This window comes from Bifidobacterium rousetti (genome assembly GCF_008698235.1).
Lineage (GTDB): Bacteria > Actinomycetota > Actinomycetes > Actinomycetales > Bifidobacteriaceae > Bifidobacterium > Bifidobacterium rousetti.
In genome coordinates, this window is record NZ_PEBH01000011.1 from 30306 (window position 1) to 50504 (window position 20199).

The 20199-nt window shown below is 66.8% G+C and carries 11 protein-coding genes; 3 read left to right on the top strand and 8 right to left on the bottom strand.

The features are described from left to right. Positions 1-95: 95 nt before the first annotated feature. On the bottom strand, positions 96-1454 hold the full coding sequence (locus tag CSQ85_RS10825; RefSeq protein WP_150384057.1) for an ABC transporter substrate-binding protein: 1359 nt from the start codon (positions 1452-1454) through the stop codon (positions 96-98). Positions 1455-1755: 301 nt separating this feature from the next. Between CSQ85_RS10825 and CSQ85_RS10830 the strand changes: the two genes are divergently transcribed. After that, entirely contained in the window at positions 1756-3813 is a 2058-nt protein-coding gene (locus tag CSQ85_RS10830; protein WP_150384058.1) for a sugar porter family MFS transporter, read from the top strand. Positions 3814-3817: 4 nt separating this feature from the next. On the opposite strand, the gene CSQ85_RS10835 is transcribed toward CSQ85_RS10830, so the two are convergent. Further along, positions 3818-7798: an ABC transporter ATP-binding protein/permease gene (locus CSQ85_RS10835; RefSeq protein ID WP_150384059.1), complete on the bottom strand. Its 3981-nt coding sequence runs from the start codon at positions 7796-7798 to the stop codon at positions 3818-3820. 350 nt (positions 7799-8148) lie between these two features. Here CSQ85_RS10835 and CSQ85_RS10840 point away from each other — a divergent pair, with 350 nt between their 5' ends. Continuing rightward, entirely contained in the window at positions 8149-10215 is a 2067-nt protein-coding gene (locus tag CSQ85_RS10840; protein WP_190973018.1) for a cation:proton antiporter, read from the top strand. 246 nt (positions 10216-10461) lie between these two features. Then, complete coding sequence (locus CSQ85_RS10845; protein WP_150384061.1) at positions 10462-12285, top strand: AMP-dependent synthetase/ligase; 1824 nt, start codon at positions 10462-10464, stop codon at positions 12283-12285. Between the two features lie 85 nt (positions 12286-12370). Here the strand turns inward: CSQ85_RS10845 and araA are convergent, their stop codons facing one another. The 6 genes from araA to lepB all read right to left on the bottom strand — a co-directional run bounded on the left by araA (position 12371) and on the right by lepB (position 20087). After that, a complete protein-coding gene (gene araA / locus CSQ85_RS10850; protein ID WP_107040681.1) occupies positions 12371-13888 on the bottom strand; it encodes an L-arabinose isomerase in 1518 nt (505 codons plus the stop codon). Between the two features lie 475 nt (positions 13889-14363). Next, the gene (locus CSQ85_RS10855; protein ID WP_107040680.1) at positions 14364-15056 is read right to left on the bottom strand and encodes an L-ribulose-5-phosphate 4-epimerase; all 693 of its coding nucleotides are present in this window, start codon (positions 15054-15056) and stop codon (positions 14364-14366) included. 237 nt (positions 15057-15293) lie between these two features. Beyond that, positions 15294-16937, bottom strand: coding sequence for a xylulokinase (locus CSQ85_RS10860; RefSeq protein ID WP_150384062.1), 1644 nt, complete (start codon positions 16935-16937; stop codon positions 15294-15296). Between the two features lie 235 nt (positions 16938-17172). Then, complete coding sequence (locus CSQ85_RS10865) at positions 17173-18294, bottom strand: LacI family DNA-binding transcriptional regulator (RefSeq protein WP_150384063.1); 1122 nt, start codon at positions 18292-18294, stop codon at positions 17173-17175. A 228-nt stretch (positions 18295-18522) separates the two neighbouring features. Then, positions 18523-19245 carry a ribonuclease HII gene (locus CSQ85_RS10870; protein WP_150384064.1) on the bottom strand — a complete coding sequence of 241 codons (723 nt, stop codon included), beginning with the start codon at positions 19243-19245 and terminating at the stop codon, positions 18523-18525. Further along, positions 19242-20087: a signal peptidase I gene (lepB, locus tag CSQ85_RS10875; RefSeq protein WP_150384065.1), complete on the bottom strand. Its 846-nt coding sequence runs from the start codon at positions 20085-20087 to the stop codon at positions 19242-19244. Before lepB ends, CSQ85_RS10870 begins: the two co-directional genes overlap by 4 nt. Positions 20088-20199: the final 112 nt, after the last annotated feature.

Here is a 20199-nt window from a genome sequence, read left to right on the forward strand (position 1 = left end):
GGGAGGGGTAAGGAAGGAAGGATGAACACGCCTTCCGGTCACCGCATCGCGCCGCGACGCTTGTTCGTATATTCGGGTGGTTCAGGACCGCCGGCTCACTTGACGGTGACGGTGTAGCCCTGCTGCTCGCCCTGCTCGGCCAGCTTCTTGCCGTAGTTGGTCAGGGCCTGCTCAAGGGTGATCTCCTTGGTGTAGGCCTTGGAGACCTCGTCGCCGTAGGTGGACTGGGCGTACGGGTTGTACGGCAGGTACTGGAACTTCTCGGTCGGGCGCTGGGCGGCCTCGGCGAGAACCTCGTTGACATTCTGGCCGCCGAAGTAGTCGTTGGTCTTCTTGTTGGCCTCGGTGGTCGGATCGGTGAAGGAATCGGACTGCAGGATCTTCTTCAGGGACGGGAAGGTGCCGGTGTCGGCCATGGTCTGGGCGCCGTCGCCGTGGGTCAGGTACTCGACGAGCTTGTAGGCCGCGGCCTGGTTCTTGGAGAGCTTGACGACCGCGAGCGCGGAGCCGCCGTCCTCGGCGGAGACCTCCTTGCCCTCCTCCCACTGGGGCAGCTGGGCGACGCGCCAGTTGCCGGCCTGGTCGGGGGCGCCGGTCATGAGGTTGATCGGCATCCACGCGCCGATGGTGAGGGAGGCGAGGGTGCCGTCGTTGAGCTCACGGTTCCAGTCGTCGGACCAGTTCGGGGTCTTGGTGTCGACGAGGTCCTCGTCGATGAGCTTCTGGACGAACTTGATGTAGCGCTGCATGCCCTCATCCTTGGTCATGTTGATGGTGATGTTCTCGCCATCGACCGTCCACGGCTTGGCGCCGGACTGCCAGACCTGCGCGGTGAACGGCTGGTAGTCGTTCGAGGTGCCGGCGATGTTGGTGATGTAGGAGCCGGTGGCGCGGATCTTCTTGGCGGCCTCGTAGTAGTCGTCCCACGTCTTGATGGATTCGCCGTCGACGCCGGCCTTGTCGAACACGGCCTTGTTGTAGAAGAACATCTCCGGGCCGGAGTCGATCGGCAGCGCATACGGCTTGTTGTTGTACTGCAGCTTGTTCCACGGGCCGGCGGCGAAGTCGTCGGAGAGCTTGTCGGCGCCGAACTCGGAGAGGTCGACGAGGCCGTCGGTCACGGCGAACTGGGTGACGGTCGGGTCCTCGAGCATGACGACGTCCGGGGCGCCGTTGCCGGCGGCGATCGCGTTGGAGAGGGCGGTGGAGGTCTTCTCGGCGGTGCCGGTGTTGTTGAACTTGACGGTGATGCCGGGGTTGGCCTTCTCGAAGTCGGCGAGGATCTGCTTCATCGAGTTGCCGGAGTCCCAGCCCCAGAACACGAGCTCGGCCTTGTCGGCGTCGCCCTTGTTCGCGTTGGCGTCCCCGGAGCCCGAGCCGCCGCCGCAGGCCGCGAGTCCGACGAGCGTGGCGACCGCGGCGCCGGCCGCGACGATCTTCTTCAGGTTTCGCATGGTGTTATCTCCTCCTGGACATGCGAGTCGGAGTACGTTCTCCGATTCGTTGCCGTCCTGTTTCCTGTCTGCCGCACTTGGTGGTACATCCGTGTACCAAGTACGATTCTTATGATACAGCTGTGTACCAATTTGTCAATCCGCGTGTCGCACCCCCGTTGCCGACCGATGCCGCCGACCGATCAGACGGGCCGAATACGCCACGCGCGACCCCGCGCAACGTGAACAAACACCCCCGAACAGCGGCCCAGCCACTAGTATGGAACCAATCCCCCATAGCTGCATTTGAGAGGAAGAGCAAATGGCGGGCCTGTTTCAGGCTGTTTCGAAACAGCAGAACCCCTTGGGAACGACGATCCGGACGCAAGGTTCGGGCAAATACACGTTCGGTCTGGCCCTGAGCGCAGGCCTGGCCGGTCTGCTGTACGGTTACGACACCGTGTCCATCTCGGGCGCGATCGAATTCCTGCGCGCGAAGTACGGACTCAGCACCGTGATGGAGGGACTCGTCATCTCCTCCATCATGATCGGTGCCGTCATCGGCGCCGCGTGCGCCGGGTTCCTGTCCGACAAGTTCGGGCGGCGTCGGCTGCTCATCATCGGCGGCGTGTTCTTCTTCGTCGCGGCCATCTGGAGCGCATTGACCATCGGCCCATTCGACCTGATCGTCGCGCGCGTGGCCGGCGGATACGGCATCGGACTGACCGCCGCGCTGGCCGTCACGTACATCACCGAATCCGCGCCGACCAACATCCGAGGCCTGCTCGCCTTCTCCTACCAGATGCTCGCCGTATGCGGCATCTTCCTGACGAACGTCATCAACTACATCATCGCCTCCTACGGCACGAACCGCTGGGACGTCGAGACCGGCTGGCGCTGGATGCTCGGGCTCGGCGCGATCCCCGCCGCCGCGTTCCTCCTGGCGATGATGCGCGCGCCGGAAAGCCCGCGCTTCCTCATCCAGATCGGCAAGACCGACGAGGGCTTCGAAGTGCTCGAGCACATCCTCGGCACCGAACGCGCGCGACTGCGCACCGACGATATCCGCGCGTCGGTCAAGCTCGAGAACGAGATGTCGCACGAGTTCCACGACCTGTTCCGCCCCGGCCTGCGCCGGGCGCTCGTGGTCGGCATCTTCCTCGCGGTGTTCAACCAGTTCATCGGCATGAACGCGATCTCCTACTACGGCCCGGTCATGTTCGCCGACATGGGCTTCGGCGGCGACACCGAGTTTCTCGCCGCGGCGAGCGTGGGCGGCGTCGAACTGGTCGCCACCGTGATTGGCATGTACCTGATCGACACCTTCGGCCGCAGGCGCCTGATGGCCATCGGCACCGCGATGATGTGCGCGTTCGCGCTGTGCATCTCCGCCTCGTACGCGATGGGCAGCTCCCTGCTCACCCTGATCTTCGTGATGATGTTCACCGCGTCGTTCGCGTTCTCGATGGGGCCGATCCCGTGGATCGTGATCCCCGAATTGTTCCCGACGTATCTGCGCGGGCGGGCGACCGGCCTGTGCGTGATGTGCCTGCTGCTCGCCAACTGGATCATCGCCCAGTTCACGCCGCTGATGATCGACGGGCTCGGCGGCGGCATCTCGTTCACGATCTTCGCCGTGATCGACCTGATCTGCCTGTTCGGCGTCATCACGATCGTGCCCGAGACGATGGGACGCACGCTCGAGGAGATCGAGCACCTGTGGCAGCCGAACACCGATCTGGCGGCCGCGAAGTACGCGCTGAGCTCGGCCGACGCGAACATCCGCCACGCCGAGGCGACGATGGTGCGCGTGGAGAACGAGCGACTGCAGGCGATGGGCATCATGGCCGCCGCCGAACGCGCCCGCGTCGCGGCGCAGAAGAAGATCTTCGAGATCGAGGCGGCCGAACGGGCCGAGGCGGAACGGCTGTCGGCGCAGCATGCCGCCGAGGAAGCGATGCAGGCCGCGCACACGCGCGACGCCGAGGGCCTCGACGCCCGCAACGCCCGCCGCGCGGACTCGACGGAAAACGGCATCGCCTCGGGAATCAGAAGCATGAACCCCGGTGCGGCGGGCCGGACCGGCAACGCCTATCTGCACGAATCACGGCTGCACGGGCAGGACGAGGCCGCGGTGACGTCCCATCCGTTCGCGGTCGGTGACGCGGACGCGCGACAGCCGCAACAGTCTCAACAACCGCAACAGCCGTCGAGCGAGACCGACCATGGGACCGATCATGAAACCGCCAATGAAACCGACCATGAAGTCGCGCTTTCCGCGGCCACGGACGCCTACGCCCACAGCCTCGCCGAGGAGGAGCGCGAGTCCGCGGCCATCGACCGCGCGCTCGACTCGCTCGACGCCCTGATCAAGGCGTAGACGCTCAGCGCAGGGCCAGCGTCCGGTCCGCGATGCGCATCGCGGATTCACGGTGGGAGACGAGGACGACGGCCTTCGCGGAGCCGTCCTCGCCCTCTCCCGTTCCTTGAGTTCCTCGAGCGAGATCGCGGATCGAACGCAGGATGACGGCCTCGTTGAGGGCATCGAGACGGCTCGTCGGCTCGTCGAAGAGGACGAGATCGGCGTCGCGCAGGAACACGCGCGCCAGACCGATGCGCTGGCGCTCGCCTTCGGACAGGCGGTCGCCGAGCTCGCCGACGGGCGTGTCGAGACCTTCAGGCAGGGAGTCGATCAGGTCGAGGACCGACGCCTTGCGCAGGGCCTCGCGCAGCGCCTCGTCCGACGCCTCGCCCTGCGGCAGGGCGAGCAGCAGGTTGTCGCGGATCGTGCCGTCGAACAGGTGCGTCTCCTGACCCATCAGGGCCTGGATGCGGCGGCGGTGATGCGCGTTCACCTGCGGCAGCGGCGTGCCGGACAGCGTGACCGTGCCGGACTGCGGGTCCCAGTAGCGCATGAGCAGCTTGAGCGTCGTGGACTTGCCTCGCCCGGACGGCCCCTGGATGCCGAGGATGCCGGCCAGCGGGATGTCCAGCGTGAAGTCGTCGAGCACCGGGCCGCCGGCGACGGTCCCGGACTCGGTTTCGGACTCGGACTCGGACGGAGTCGCCTTGGAATCCTTCGCGTCCTGCGGGTAGGAGAAGGTGACGCGGTCAAGGCGCATGCCCTCGTAGTCGGGCGTGTGCTTGCCGGATTCGCGCACGGCCGGCGACTCGTCCATCAGGGCGAACAGACGGCGCGCGGAGGCGAAGGTCTGCGTGAGGTTCGCGGGCAGCGCGCTCAGCGCCATCGTCGGGCCGAAGGAGCTGGCGAACAGGACGAACGCGACGACGATCGCGGGGAGCCTGTCGGCGGCGAGACCTGCGGACGCGCCACCGAAGGCCGCGAGCAGCATCGCGGCGGTCGTCAGGATCAGCACGAGCAGGCCGCCGATCGCGGCGAACCGGCCGTTGACGCGGCTCAGATCGGCGTGCTTGCGCCACAGGCGCTTCGTGCGCGCGACGATCACGGCGACGCGGTCCTCGCCGCGGCCGAATCGGAGGATCTCGTCGAGACCGCGCATGTCATCGAGCATCACGTCGTCGAGCGCGGACGCCTGACGGCGGATCGCGGGGCCGAGGTTGCGCACGCCGGTGGCGAAGAACCGCGGCACGGCCACGCCGATGATCAGATGCGCGACGATGAGCAGCAGCGCCATCGCCGGGTCGAGCGTGAGCAGAGCGATCGTGTAGGCCACGGATGTGACCACGGCGATCGCCACCGGGCTGATCGTGTGCGCGAAGAAGATCTCGAGCAGCTCCACATCGGTGGTGATCAGGGCGATGAGATCGCCCTTGCCGTGTCCGGCGAGCTTGGCCGGCGCGAGGCGACGCAGCGCGGCGAACGCCTTCGAACGGAACAGGGCGAGCAGGTGGAAGGCGACGTTGTGGTTGAGGTATTGCTCGACGTAGCGCATGAGGCCGCGCAGGATCGCGCAGACGACCATCGCGATGACGGCCGATCGGACGCTCATCCCCCACACCGGCCGTCCGGCGAGCGCGAACGCGGCGATCATGCCGAACACCGGCAGGAAGGTCGCGGAGAGGTGGCCGATCGCGCCGGTGACGGAGGCCGCGGTCATGAGTCCGGCGAGCGGCTTCGCCTCGCCCAGCAGGCGGGCGATGAGTTGCTGCGTGGTCATCGGCCCGGTCGGGGCGGATGTGCAGGAGCCGGTGTTGGCGGCGGTCGAGTTCCGGCGTTCCTCGAGCTGGCGGGCCGCGCGCTCCTTGCGGCGCTTGGCGACGCCTTCGCCATCATAGGAGGGCGGGACGGATGCGTCGGCTTCGCCGGTGGCTTCTCCCCCGGTCGGCTCCGCTGACAGCCCTGCCGTCAGAGGGGGACGGAAGGCATTCTCGTCGGTGTTCTCATCGAGCGACTCGATGTCGGCCTGGGTGCGGAAGAGTTCGGCGTATCGGCCGTCGGCGGTGAGCAGGTCGAGGTGGTCGCCGGTTTCGACGGTCTCGCCGTGGTCGAAGACGACGATGTTGTCGGCACGCACGGCGTTGGCCATGCGGTGCGTGATCATGACGACGGTCTTGCCGTGGGTGGCGGCGAGATCGCGGATCGTGGCGAGGATCAGCTCCTCGCTTTCGACGTCGACGCTGCTGGTCGCCTCGTCGAAGACGACGATCGGCGCGTCGTGCAGCAGCGCGCGGGCGATCGCGATGCGCTGGCGCTGGCCGCCGGAGAGGTTCGCGGCGTCCTGTTCGATGGTCATGTCGAGGCCGTCGGGCTGTTCGCGCACGAAGTCGGCGATGCGCGCCTGTTCGAGCGCCTGCCAGAGGCGGGATTCGACGGCGTCCGCGTCGCTGTCGGCCGAGGCCGTGGACTCGCCCGCGGGCAGGGCCATCGTGAGGTTGTCGCGCAGGGTGGCTGCGAACAGGTGGCTGCGCGCGCCGATCAGCGTGACCGCGCGGGAGAGCGATTCGACGTCGAGGCGCGAGACCTCGACGGCCGTCGCGTCCCCGGTGACGCCGGCCGCGGAGTCGGTCTCGCCGATCGTCAGGGAGCCGGAGTAGCCGGTGATCGTGCCGGCGAGCAGCGCGGCGGCGGTCGACTTGCCGGAGCCGGACAGGCCGACGATCGCGGTGACCAGGCCGGGGCGCGCGGTGAAGGTGACGTCGCGCAGGGCGGGTGACGGGACCGCGGAGTCGGACGTGTCGGCGGAGTCGCCCGAATCACCCGCATCATAGGAGAAACCGACGTGGTCGAACCGGACGGTGAGGTCGGCGGCGCCGGCGGGCAGGGACTCGTCGCCGCGCGGCGGTTCGGGCGCGTCGAGGAGGGCGAAGATGCGCTTGGTGGAGGTCATGCCGTTCATCGCGACGTGGAAGTACGACCCGAGCTGGCGCAGCGGGATGAAGAAATCGGCGGACAGCAGGGCGATGAGCAGCAGTCCGGACAGCGTGAGCGGGCCGCCGAGACGGAACGGGAACGCGTAGGCGAGCGCGTACCCGACGTACGCGAGCGGGCCGGGCAGGCCGCCGGCCCAGGTGACGAGCGAAACGCCCGCACCGGCACCCGCACCCGCGGCGAGCCCGGAGGCATACTGCCACAGCGCGACGCCGATGCCGGCCGCGGTGCCGCCGTACGCGACGATGTCCATCGCGGACAGGGAACGCAGCTGGATCTGGAGCACGCGCATCGTCATCACGCGGAAGTTCTCGGCCTTCTCGTCCATCTCGCGGGCGGCACGCTCGTCGGCGTCGAACGCCTTCAGGGTCTCGAGGCCCTGCAGGTCGTCGAGGAAGGCGGCGCCCATGTCGGTGTAGCGTCCCCAGTACTTCTTAAACACGCGGGCGGCGCTCATCGCGACCATGCCGACGATCACGACGATGAGCGGCGCGCAGACGAGCAGGGTGAGCGAGGTCGGCAGGTTGATCGGGGCGATCACAAGGAACAGCGTGAGCGGCGCGATCACCGCGTAGAACAGTTGCGGCAGGAACAGTTCGAAGAAGGTCTGGATCTGCTCGATGCCCTCGCCGGCGGATTGGACGACGTCGGCGGTCTTCACGCGGGAACGGTAGGAGGGGCCGAGCGCGAGCATCTTGCGGTACAGCTTCTCGCGCAGCGCGAGCTTGACGCGCTCGGAGGCCTCGGTGCCGAGTCGTGCGGCGAGCGTGGTCATCCAGAATCGGATGATCGCGCACACGGCGATCATCGCGAGGTAGACGAGGAGGTCGCCGGCCATCGGCCTGTCGGCGTGGCCCGACCCGACGCCCACGGCCGCAAGCAGGTTGCCGAGCAGCGCGACGAGCGCGACCATGAACCCGATGTTGGCGAGCAGCGCCACCCACAGGCACGCGATCTTGCCCGCCACGAGCCGGCCGATGCCGGGCGCCAGTTGGAACAGTCGTTTATCGAACATGAATGCTTCCCTTCGCGTGTCAAATCCTTCCCACCGTACCGAAAAGCGGGGGTACACGCCAGATGCGCCTGCAGCGAACGTCATATATCGCCATATGTTAGGAAACCATAAGGAACACACCCTCATATGCGTATGCGTTCCGTTAGTGGGCGCCCGCCGGTGCACGCTCCGTCAATATCATGAAAGCGGGTCCATGCCCGTATGGGGCCCACTTCGGGGATGGCGATGGGACGATTGGGGACATCCGTTCCCCGTCATCCGCCCGTCAACGCGCGACCGGACGCCGATTCCCGGCGGACCGCGGACGACGCGCGCGAACCGTGCGGCCCCACAAAGGAGCACATGGAACGATGGCGGACGCGATACTCGTCACGGAAATCCTCTTCGCGATTCTGATCTCCTCGTTCCTCAGCCGCTTCCTGCCCAAGATCTCGACACCGCTCATCCAGATAGCCTTCGGCATCGCGTGGTACTTCACGCCCGCGCTGCAGAACATCCAGTTCGAGCCGGACATGTTCATGCTGCTGTTCATCGTCCCGCTGTTCTATCTCGAGGCGCGCAACATCGACCGCGAGGCCCTCGGCAAGGACCTCAACCTGTCGATGTCGCTCGCGGTCGGCCTCGTGCTGGTGACGATGGCGCTCAGCGGCGTCGCCCTGCACGCGATCTGGCCGGCCATCCCGATGATGGCGGCCGTCGCGATGGGCGCGGTCATCAGCCCCACCGACGCGGTGTCGGTCGCGCAGCTGGGCGGCGTCGTCAAGCTCACCCCCCGCCAGCAGTCGGTGCTGCAGAGCGAGAGCCTGCTCAACGACCCGGTCAGCCTCGTCGGCTTCCAGACGATGCTCGTCGCACTGGCCACCGGCAAGTTCTCGCCGGTCGGCTTCGGCTGGCAGGTGCTGCTGAGCTTCGTGCTCGGCACGCTGATCGGCGCCGTGGTCGGATGGCTGTTCGACCGCATGGTCCTGACCCTGCGCCGCCACAACCTCGAGGACGTCACCACGCGCATGCTCATGGAGTGCTTCCTGCCGTTCGGCGTGTACCTGATCTCGGAGCACGTCGGCATCTCCGGCCTGCTGGCCGTGGTCGCGTGCGGCGTAGTGATCACGTTCCCGCGCACCGGCGTCGGCGGCGACGTGGCGCGCGTCAACCTCGTATCGAACTCGGTGTGGCATTTCGTCGACTTCACGCTCAACGGCATGGTGTTCGTGCTGCTCGGCATCGAACTGCCGATCGCGATGCGCACGATCTGGGACGATCCGCGCGTCAACCTGTGGGCGATGATCGGGCTCGTGCTGCTGCTGACCGTGCTCACGCTGCTGCTGCGCTTCTTCTGGTGCGTGGCGACCCTGCGCTGGGCGAAGGACCTCGCCACCGGGCTGCGCCGCAAGATGACGTCGGAACGCTGGCATTCGGCCGTGGTGATGACCTTCGGCGGCCCGAAGGGCGCGATCTCGCTGGCGATGGCGTTCTCGCTGCCGTATTCGGTTGATGACGGCGCGTCGGTGCCGGTGCGCAACATCATTCTGTTCATCGTCTCGGGCTACATCGTCCTGTCGATCCTCATCTCGAACATCATGCTGCCGTTGCTCTCCCCCAAGCCCGCGGACACGTCGAAGGAGGAGTGGGCGAGACGCGACATCGAGATGCTGCGCCGCACGATCGCGAAGATCGTCGACGGGGAGACGCCCGAGACGCACACGGCCGTCACGCGCGTGCTCAAGAGCTACAACGACCGCATCGAACGCGTGGAGGCGAATATCCCCTCGTCCTCGCCGCGCGAGGCCAACGAGCTGCGCGTGCGCACGCTCGAATGGGAGCGCGACTGGCTGCTCAAATCGATCAAGGCGCGTCAGAACATCGTCGACCCGGACGAGGAGACGCGCACGCAGCTCGAGGGCGCCCGGTACCTGCTCGAGCACATCGAGGGGGTGCTGGAGCGGCTGGAGCCCGGCGACGGCGAGCGCACGGTGCGCCACGGCCTGTCGTTCCGCCTCGCGAAGCTGCGCCGCCGGTTCATGCCGGTGATCCGTCGCTTCTGGGAGGGCGTGGCCCGGCGCACGCCCGGCCTCGAGGCAGAGCGCACGCGCGCGATCCGCGCGGTGCAGGTGCCGCTGTACAACGATGTCATGGAGAAGCTGCAGGATCTCATGCTCGACCACGTCTACGACGCCGAGCTGGTCGCGGAGCTGCTCATCGAATACCGCAAGGGCCTCAACCAGATCCTGGACACATCCATGTCGGCGATCCCGATCGCGGACGAATCACAGGTCGAGGCCGTGCGCGCCGACGCGATGCGCATGGAGCTCGACACGATCCGCGAGATGCTCGAAAACCAGGAGATCACCCGCGAGGACGCCCGCCTCATGCGCGCCAACGTCCACCTGATGCAGGCCGAAACGGTGATGGCCCAGTAAGCCGGCGGCAAACCGGCCCGTTGTGGCCCGTTGTGACCCGTTGTGGCTTCGCACAAAAGCGGGGCCGCGGGTTGTGGCATTGCGCACAATACGGCGCAACCTACGGGCGCGTAACCTCGTTGACAACATGACGGGGAGCGTCAACGTTCGACCGCAGGACCACGTAGGACCACATCGCTGGCGCCGGGCACGCGGACGCGCGACCATCCCCGCCGCCGAACGTACGTAAGGAACGTGGAACCCGCAATGCTCACCGAATACACCACCCCCGGCTCGTCGATCGAGCTCAAGGACGACCAGACCATCTACTCCCTGCTCACCGCACGCCTCGAGCGCACCGGCGAGGACACGGTCATCGCCGAGAAGAAGCTCGGCCCCGGCCGCTGGCAGAACATCACCACCGGCGACTTCCACCGCATGGTCGTCTCCGCGGCGCGCGGCCTGATCGCCCTCGGCATCAGCAAGGGCGACGCCGTGACGATCTTCTCCTCGACCCGTCTCGAATGGGGCGTGCTCGACTTCGCGATCGCCGCGATCGGCGCGGTCAGCGTGCCGATCTACGACACCGACTCCGCCGCGCAGGCCGAGCGCATCATGAACGACTCCGACGTGAAGCTCGCGTTCGCCGACGACCGCGAGCGCTTCGACCGCCTCGACTCGGTCAAGGACCGTTGCCCGGCCCTGAAGCAGATCCTCATGATCGAGGGCAACGCGCTGGGCGCGCTGGAGGGTCTCGGCGTCACGGTGTCGGACGAGGAGCTGGACGAGCGCATCGCCTCGGTGAAGATCGACGATCTCGCGACGATCGTCTACACGTCCGGTTCGACCGGCGCGCCGAAGGGCGTTGAGCTCACGCACCGCAACTTCGTGTCGATCACGCTCGCCGCGAGCGAGGCCCTGCACGAGATGGTCCTCGACGATCATCCGCGCCTACTGCTGTTCCTGCCGCTCGCCCACTGCTTCGCCCGGTTCATCCAGTACGCGTCGATCGCCTCCGACGACGGCGTGGTCGGCTACCTGCCGGACACGAAGTCCCTGCTGCCGGATCTGCGCTCGTTCGAGCCGACGTACCTCCTCGGCGTGCCGCGCGTGTTCGAGAAGGTGTACAACGCGGCCTCGCACAAGGCGGGCGCAGGCTGGAAGGGCCGCCTGTTCCTCAAGGCGGCGGACGCGGCGATCGCGTGGAGCCGCGAGGAGCAGACCGGCGAGAAGCACACGCTGCGCGAGATCGCCGACCACGCGCGCTACGAGGCGCTCGTCTACCGCACGGTGCGCGGCGCGCTCGGCCCGAAGATCAAGTACGTGGCGTGCGGCGGCGCGCCGCTCTCGCTCGATCTCGCGCACTTCTACAACGGCATCGGCCTGCCGATGATCCAGGGCTACGGCATGACGGAGACGGCCGCGCCGTTCGCCGCCACGCGCGTCGACGACAACGTGATCGGCACGGTCGGCCAGCCCGCGCCCGGTTCCTCGGTGCGCATCGCCGAGGACGGCGAGCTGCAGGTCAAGGGCCCGAACGTGTTCCGCGGCTACCACAACCTGCCCGACAAGACCGCCGAGGCGTTCACGTCCGACGGCTGGCTGAAGACCGGCGACCTCGCGTCGATCGACGACGAGGGCCGCATCGCGATCACCGGCCGCAAGAAGGACATCATCATCACGGCCGGCGGCAAGAACGTCTCCCCGATCCCGCTGGAGGAGGAGATCGCCAAGTGCCCGATCGTCGAACACGCGGTGGTGGTCGGCGACCAGCGCCCGTTCATCGGCGCGCTGGTGACGCTCGACCCGGAGGCGCTGGCCCTGTGGCTGCCCGCACACGGCCTGTCGATCGACACCCCGATCGACCGCCTCGCGACGAACGCGGCCGTCCACGACGAGATCCAGCGCTACGTCGACAAGGCCAACGCGACGGTCTCGCGCGCCGAGTCCGTGCGCAAGTTCGTGGTCCTCGACACGCAACTGACGCAGGAGAACAAGTGCCTGACCCCCTCGCTCAAGGTGGTGCGCCCGGCCGTCAACCGCGTCTTCGCCGACGTCATCGAACACGACCTCTACGCCGGCAAGCGCTGAGCGCGCCGGGGCCGAAAACCGTGAAGGGCCCGACTCCCCTGATGGGGAATCGGGCCCTTCACGTGGTTACTAACAGGTCAGCCGATCAGTGACGGTTGTCGAGACGGTGGACCATCTCGGACAGCTCCAGCTCCTTCTCGAACTGGCGGGCGGTGGTGTTCTCGTCGATGACGGCGAGCTCGACACCGGCGATGCGGGCGAAGTCCTCCCAAGCCTCACGACCGACGGAGGTGGTCATGCAGGTGTGGTGGGAGCCGCCGGCGGTGATCCAGCACTGGACGGCGGTCTTCAGGTCCGGCTTGGCCTGCCAGACGGCGCGGGCGCACGGAAGCTCCTTGAGGGAACCCTGCGGCTCGACGACGTCGACGACGTCCATGAGCAGGCGGAAGCGCTCGCGCACGTCGGACATGGAGACGACGACCGCGTCCTTCTTCGGCTTGCCGGAGAAGACGAGGCGGACCGGGTCGGCCTTGCCGCCGATGCCGAGCGGGTGGATCTCGAGCTTCGGCTTGGCGATGGTGCCGATGGACGGGGAGACCTCGAGCATGTGGGAGCCCATGTCGAGCTCGTCGCCCTCGGTGAAGTTGTAGGAGTAGTCCTCCATGAGGGAGGCGCCACCCTCAAGGCCGTAGCCCATGACGGCGCCGATGCGCACGAGGACGGCGGTCTTCCAGTCGCCTTCGGCGGAGAAGCCCCAGCCGTACTCGGACGGGAAGCGCTGCGGGCCGACGCCCGGCAGCTGCGGGAGGGCGCCGAGGTCCTCGAAGTTGTCGACGCCGGCGGTGCAGCCGTTGGCGCGCATCATGTTGACCATCGCGGCCTCTTCCTTGGCGGCGATGTACAGGGAGTCGTACTTGGCGTCGAGCAGGGCCGGGTCGACGTCGTACTTGGCCTTGTAGTCCTCGATGATCTCCTTGACCTGATCGTCCTTGACGGCCTCGTACGCGGCGACGAGCTCGTTGACGGCCCAAGTGTTGATGGAGGCGCCGAAGACGCGCTCGGCCTCGGTCTTGTCGCCCTCGGTGACGGCGACGTTGCGCATGTTGTCGCCCCAGCGCATGACCTTCATGTTGTTGGAGGCGTCCCAGCCGGCGCAGGCGCGGGCCCAGGTGCCGACCTTCTCGGCGACCTCCGGGTCGGTGTAGTGGCCGACGACGATCTTGCGCTTGATGCCGAGACGGGAGACGATGTAACCGAACTCACGGTCGCCGTGGGCGGCCTGGTTCAGGTTCATGAAGTCCATGTCGATGGTCTCCCACGGGATCTCCTTGTGGTGCTGGGTGGCCAGCTGCAGCAGCGGCTTGGTCAGCACTTCGAGGCCGCGGATCCACATCTTGGCCGGGGAGAAGGTGTGGCACCAGGTGATCACGCCGATGACGTTCGGGTTGGCGGACGCCTCGACCATGAACTCCTTGACGCCGTCGGAGGACTTCAGGGTGGGCTTGAGGACGATCTTCGCCGGGATCTTGCCGGTGTTGTTGAGGTAGTCGACCATTTCGGCGGAGTGGATGGCGACCTGACGCAGGGCCTCCTCACCGTACAGGTCCTGCGAGCCGACGCCGAACCAGATTTCCTTGCCCTCGAACGGGTTCTCCATAACCATGGGTTACTTCCTTTACTTCGTTGTGATGGATTGGATCACGTTTTGGTCCGACTTCGCAGTCGGACCAAAAGTCGTTTTGTTTGTTGATCGATGGGTCTCTCCCCCACCCGCTTCCGCGGGAGCCCCCCCCCGTCAGAGGGGGCCGAAGGAAAGCCCTCAGTGCTGCTGGCGCAGTCAGCGCGTCAGCGACGGCTTGGCGTGTGTGTCCGCAAGGCGCACCGAGGGAAGGCGTGCGAAGGCACGTCGACCGAGGAGCAACGCCGCGGACACTCCGCCAAGTCAGTGCTGGCGTAGCCGGCGGTGGTCCGATGCGTGCGAATCCAAGGCGCGGGAGACGAAGGCGTACGAAGGTACGTCGAGTCTCGGCGCTGTGCTGACGCACAGCCTTCGCGGTCTTAACGACCGCTCACTTCGCCTACGGACAGTCCACCGGACTGTCCGCTTGACGGCTCAGCGCGGGAGGCGCACCATCGGATCAGTGCTGGCCGTAGACGTTCTGGTAGCGGTCGTTCAGCTTGTCGATGTCGGCCTGGTCGATCTCGATGATCTCACCCAGCTGACGGGCGGCCCACATCGTGTGCGCCACCTCCTCGGTCATGGCGGCGGCCTTCACCGCGCCCTCAGCATCCTTGCCAATGGTGAAGGGACCGTGGTTCTGCATCAGCACCGCCGGCGACTTCGGGTACTTCTTCAGCGTCTCCACCACGCCCTCGCCGATCGCCTCCGAGCCGATCAGACGGAACGGGCCCACCGGCACCGGGCCGCCGAACTCGTCACCCATCATCGTCAGACCGCACGGGATGTTCTGACCCGTCGCCGCCCACGCCGTGGCGTAGGTGGAGTGCGTGTGCACCACACCGTACACGTCAGGCATGTTGCGGTAGATGTACGCGTGCGACGCCGTATCCGAGCTCGGCGCCTCGGTGCCGTCCACCACGTTGCCGTCGAGATCGACAACGACCATCGAGTTCGGCGTCAGGTTCTCGTAACGCACGCCCGACGGCTTGATCACGAACAGGTCCGCCGTGTGCAGACGCTGCGACACGTTGCCCGCCGTCCACACGACCAGGTTCCACTTGATCAGCTGCTGGTGCAGGTTCGAGACCACCTCGCGCACCTGCTTGACCTCGGCACGCACCTCAGGACCATAATCAGCCAAAGTAGCCATAATTTGGGTTTCCTTTCCACTAGTGATGGATTGACGATTTGATTGCAAATACCGTTCGGGTCTCTCCCCCAGTCAGCCTCCGGCTGACAGCCCCCTCGTCAGAGGGGGCCAAGACGGAAGCCGGCCGAGCCCCCGACCGCCTTCAGGCTCGCCTGTCGGCTCGCACGTTGCCTACAAACAGCTCTGCTGCTTGCTTCACGGCAACGTCCCATCAGAGGGGGCCAGAGAAGGGAGGGATTACTTGTCTTCGAGATCGATGGTCTCGATCGCGGTGTGCTCGATGGGCAGGCCCTTCGAGAAGCGGGCGAAGAAGTCCTCGAATCCGACGACATCGCCGGCGTAGGGCTCTTCGGTGGTGGACTGCGCGTCCTTGAACACGCGGCCGTCGAGGTAGTCGGCGAGGTTGGTGTGGTCCTCGTTGGTGTTCCACAGGTAGTCGGCGAGCACGGCCATGCCCCAGGCGCCGCCCTCGGCCGCGGTGGACATCACCTTGATCGGGGTGTTGAACGCGGCGGCGAGGATCTTCTGCGCGACCTTCGGCGTGGTGAAGATGCCACCGTGGCCGACGAGGGAGTCGATCTGGACGTGCTCCTGCTTGGTCATGACGTCCATGCCGATCTTGACCGGGGAGAACGCGGAGAACAGCTGGGCGCGCATGAAGTTGCCGAGGGTCATGTTGGCCTCGGGGCTGCGGGCGAACAGCGGGCGGCCTTCGGGCAGGCCGGCCAGGAACTCGCCGGAGCGGAACGGGTAGTTGATCAGGCCTCCGCAGTTGGAGTCGACGTCATCGGCGATGGCCGAGCGGAACAGCGTGCCGTAGAGCGTGCCGGCGTCGACCGGCTGGCCGATCGCCTTGGCGAACTGGCCGAACAGGCCGACCCACGCGTTCAAGTCGGAGGTGAAGTTGTTGGCGTGGCTCATGCCCGCGAGGTCGCCGGCCGGGGTGGTGACGAGGTCGACTTCCGGGTGCAGGGCCTTGAGCTTGTGCTCGAGCACGACCATCGCGAAGATCGAGGTGCCGGCGGAGACGTTGCCGGTGCGCACGCGCACGGAGTTGGTGGCGACCATGCCGGTGCCGGCGTCACCCTCCGGCGGGGCAAGCACGATGCCGGGCTGGAGCGTGCCGGACGGGTCGAGGAGCTTGGCGCCTTCGGCGGTCAGCTCACCGGCCGGGGTGCCGGCGACGAGCGGCTCGGGCAGCAGGTCCTCGAGCTTCCACGGCTGGACGGCGACCTCGGGCAGGGCGTCGAACTGCTTGATGAACTCGGTCTCGTAGGTGTGGGTGGTCGGGTCGATCGGGAACATGCCGGAGGCGTCGCCGACGCCGAGCACCTTGCGTCCGGTGAGCTTCCAGTGGACGTAGCCGGCGAGCGTGGTGAAGTACGCGACCTTGGAGACGTGCTCCTCCTTGTTGAGGACCGCCTGGTAGAGGTGGGCGATGGACCAGCGCTCGGGGATGTTGTACTGGAACAGCTGGGAGAGCTTCTCGTGCGCCTCGGAGGTGTTGGTGTTCTGCCAGGTGCGGAACGGCACGAGCAGCTCGCCGTTCTCGTCGAAGGCGAGGTAGCCGTGCATCATCGCGGAGAAACCGATGTGGCCAATGTGGGTGAGCTTCTCGCCGTACGCGGTCTCGACGTCGTTGGCCATGGACGCGTAGGCCGACTGCAGGCCCTTCCAGATTTCCTCCTTGGAGTAGCTCCACAGGCCGTCCTCCAGATGGGAGGCCCAGCCGTAGTCGCCGGAGGCGATGGTCTTGTAGGTGTCGTCGATCAGGACGGCCTTGATGCGGGTGGAACCGAATTCGATGCCCAGCGAGGTCTTGCCGGCGCGGATCTTCTCGGCGATCGCGGCGACCTGCTCCGAATCATTCGTAGCTGCCATAGTATGTGTGACTCCTCACTGATCGGCCGGCCATCACCGCCCGATCGTCGTCCCGCGAACGTTGTCAACCACCCCTCGTCGGGCGTGCTGTTAACGCTCACAATTTCCGTGCTCCATTGTACAGATTGAGCCGGGCGAACACAACCCCGACGTGTCACGCTTGATAACGGTTTGATAACAGGTCACAATCCGGCCTTATACCGCCGATTCCACGCGACACCGCACTCCCGACATCTCACACCACACGCGGCGGCACCGGACCGAGCGAGGTGCGGTCGCGCACCGACGCCGGCACCAGTCCGACGCCATGCTGCGAATTCGGCAGCTGGGGCGACGACCCCTCCCCCAGCAACCGCAGCGTCTCGCGCATCGCCGCCGTGCCGAGCCCCTCGAAATCGGGGCGGACCGTCGTCAGCGGCGGATACATGTTGTCCATCGCGGTCATGTCGTCGAAGCCGACGAGGCTCACGTCCTGCGGGATGCGCAGGCTGTGCTCGTGCAGCGCGCGCGCCACACCCACCGCCTGGCTGTCGTTCGCGGTGATGACCGCCGTCGGCAGCTTCGCGCCCGTCACACCGGCCGTGTCGATCAGACGGTTCATCTTCGCGTACGCTTCGCCCGACTCCCACGTCGTGCAGCGCATCACCTGCGTCTGGATCGATGCCTCCGCGGACAGCGTCTCCCACGCGACCAGCCGCGTCGCGGCGTCGCGCCATTCCGACGGGCCGGCCAGATACAGCACGCGGCGATGACCGGCCGACTTGACCAGACGCATCACGTCCGCCATCGCACCCCACTGGTCGATGCCGACGAACGACGTGCGCGTCAGACCGTCGTCCGGGATCAGCGAACGCGCCTCGCGCATGCTCATCCCGCCATGGGTCGACGTGACGATGACGCGCGGCTGGTCGACGCGGGCGCGGCAGGCGACGTCGAGCATCACGTCGGTCGGCGTCAGGAAGATGAACGCGTCGACGTTCTGCTCGTTGAACGTGTCGACGAGGTTGTCGAACTCCTTCTGCGTGCACAGCGCCTCATGCACCATCATCACGCTCATGAACAGGCCGTGGCTGCGGGCGATCGACTCGATCGACGAGATCGCGGAGATCGGGCCGTAGAACTTGAGGCCGCCTGCGATCAGGCCGATCGTGCGCGAACGGCTGGAGGCGAGGGCGCGCGCGGAGTTCGACGGACGGTAGCCGAGCTCGCGGATCGCGGCCTTGACGCGGGCGCGCGTCGTCTCGGAGACGTCCGGCGAATTGTTGATGACGCGCGAAACGGTCTGATGACTGACCCCCGCGAGCTTGGCGACCTCGAACATCGAGGGACGTTTGTTCGTGTTGCGGCTGGAAACCATACCTCTTCTCCTTCCGCGCGGCATTGCACTGACGGCACTTAGGGCTCCAGCTTATCGCGAACGCCCGTCCGACACAGTGAGCGCTCACAGGTAACAGCGGAGAATGTTCGATCCTCTGAGTTCCGGCGTGGGCCGCGGGGAGGCGGAATCCGCTGGTCGCGACACGCTCAAGGCCGCTCGGCCAAGCCTACGGTCGCGACCAGCGGATTCCGCCTCCCCGCTCCGTTTTCATGTAAGTTTCCAGGAGAGGCGATGAAGGTCGCTGGGGCCGTGTTGGGCGATGGCGTCGCGGTGGGCCTGGGTGCCGTAGCCCTTGTTGTGCTCCCATTCGTAAGATTCGTACTTGGGGTCGGATTCGGCGAGTTCAACCATGAGATGGTCTCGAGTGACCTTGGCGATCACGGCCGCGGTGGCGACGACGGCGCAGTGGCGGTCTCCCTTGACCTTGGTGGTCACGCGGGCGGGGATCGGGACCTCGGGGGCGTCGAAGGTGTCGAGCGCCTTGGTGATGTAGTCGCTCGGGCCGTCGAGGATCGCGCCGACGCGGACAGGATGGGGAGACGCGGCGCCGGTCGCGGAATCGCCGAGTCCCAGTTTGCGTTCGACTTCGGCCAGCGCGCGCAGGGCGGCGACGCCGAGCGCGTAGGTGATGCCCCACTCGTCGATCTCTGCGTTGGACGCCGAACCGACCGCGTAGGCGGCGGCCCAGTCGGTCAGCTCGTCGTAGATGGCCTCGCGGCGATGCTCGGTCAGCAGCTTCGAGTCGGCGACGCCCGCCGGGACCTCCAACGGCCCGCCGGCATCGCCCCCGAGATCGCGCGCCCAGATCGCGGCGCAGCCGACCATGACCGGGCCGGCGAGCGCGCCGCGGCCGACCTCGTCGAAGCCGCAGATCAGGTCGTATCCTCGCGCGGCGAGGTCGCGTTCCAGATCGAGCGTGGGGGTGATCATGCGGCGTCGCCCGCACTGCCCGAAACACCCGCGTCGGGTACGGAGGCGAAGACCTCGTGGTGGGCGTCGAGCCCGCTGATGCGGCTCACGGGCCAGTATCGGGCGATGCCGACGCCGACGACGTCGTCGACCGGCACGAGGCCGTGGTCGCCATCGTCCTGATGGTAGCGGGAGTCGGCGGAGTTGGCGCGGTTGTCGCCCATGACGAAGATGTGGTTCGCGCTGACCGTCACGCTGAACGGGAAGGCGCTGGGGTCGACCCCGGCCTTGAGGTACGCGCTTTCGTCGACGGCCACGCCGTTGACCTTGATCGGCTGGCCGGCGCCCCCGCATTCGACGGTGTCGCCAGGCAGGCCGATGACGCGTTTGATGAGGTAGTCGCCGGCCAGCGGGCTGGACGACTGTTCGCCGGCGAGCCAATCGGCGGGATCATGGAAGACGACGACGTCCCCGCGTTCGAGGCCGATGACGCGCGGCGAGAGCTTCGACGTGACGACGCGGTCGCCGGGTTCGATCGTGCTTTCCATCGAGCGCGACGGGATCTCGTAGAAGCCGACGAGCAGGACGCGGATCAGGATGACGATGAGGATCGGGATGCCGCACCAGATGAGCGTGTCGCGCCAGGAGAACCGGCCGTCGCCATCGTCTTCGGCGTCGGCGTTTCCGCGGAAGCCCCCGCGGCCGGCATGACCGGCATGACCGGCATGGCCGACGCGCGCATCGACCGGCTGTTCGCTGACGCCCACGACCTCGGCGGTCACCGGCACATCGGATGGGTCGACGCCGTGATTGGCCACGTCGAACGTGTTGCGGTCGCGCTCATCGGATTCGTTCGATGCCATGCTTGCCTTCCTGATATGTCCGCCCTGATGTCCTAGTCGGCGGTGCTTGGGCCATCATAGTGCGCGGGTATGGAAACGGCCCGGAACCAACGGGTTTCCGGGCCGAATTTCA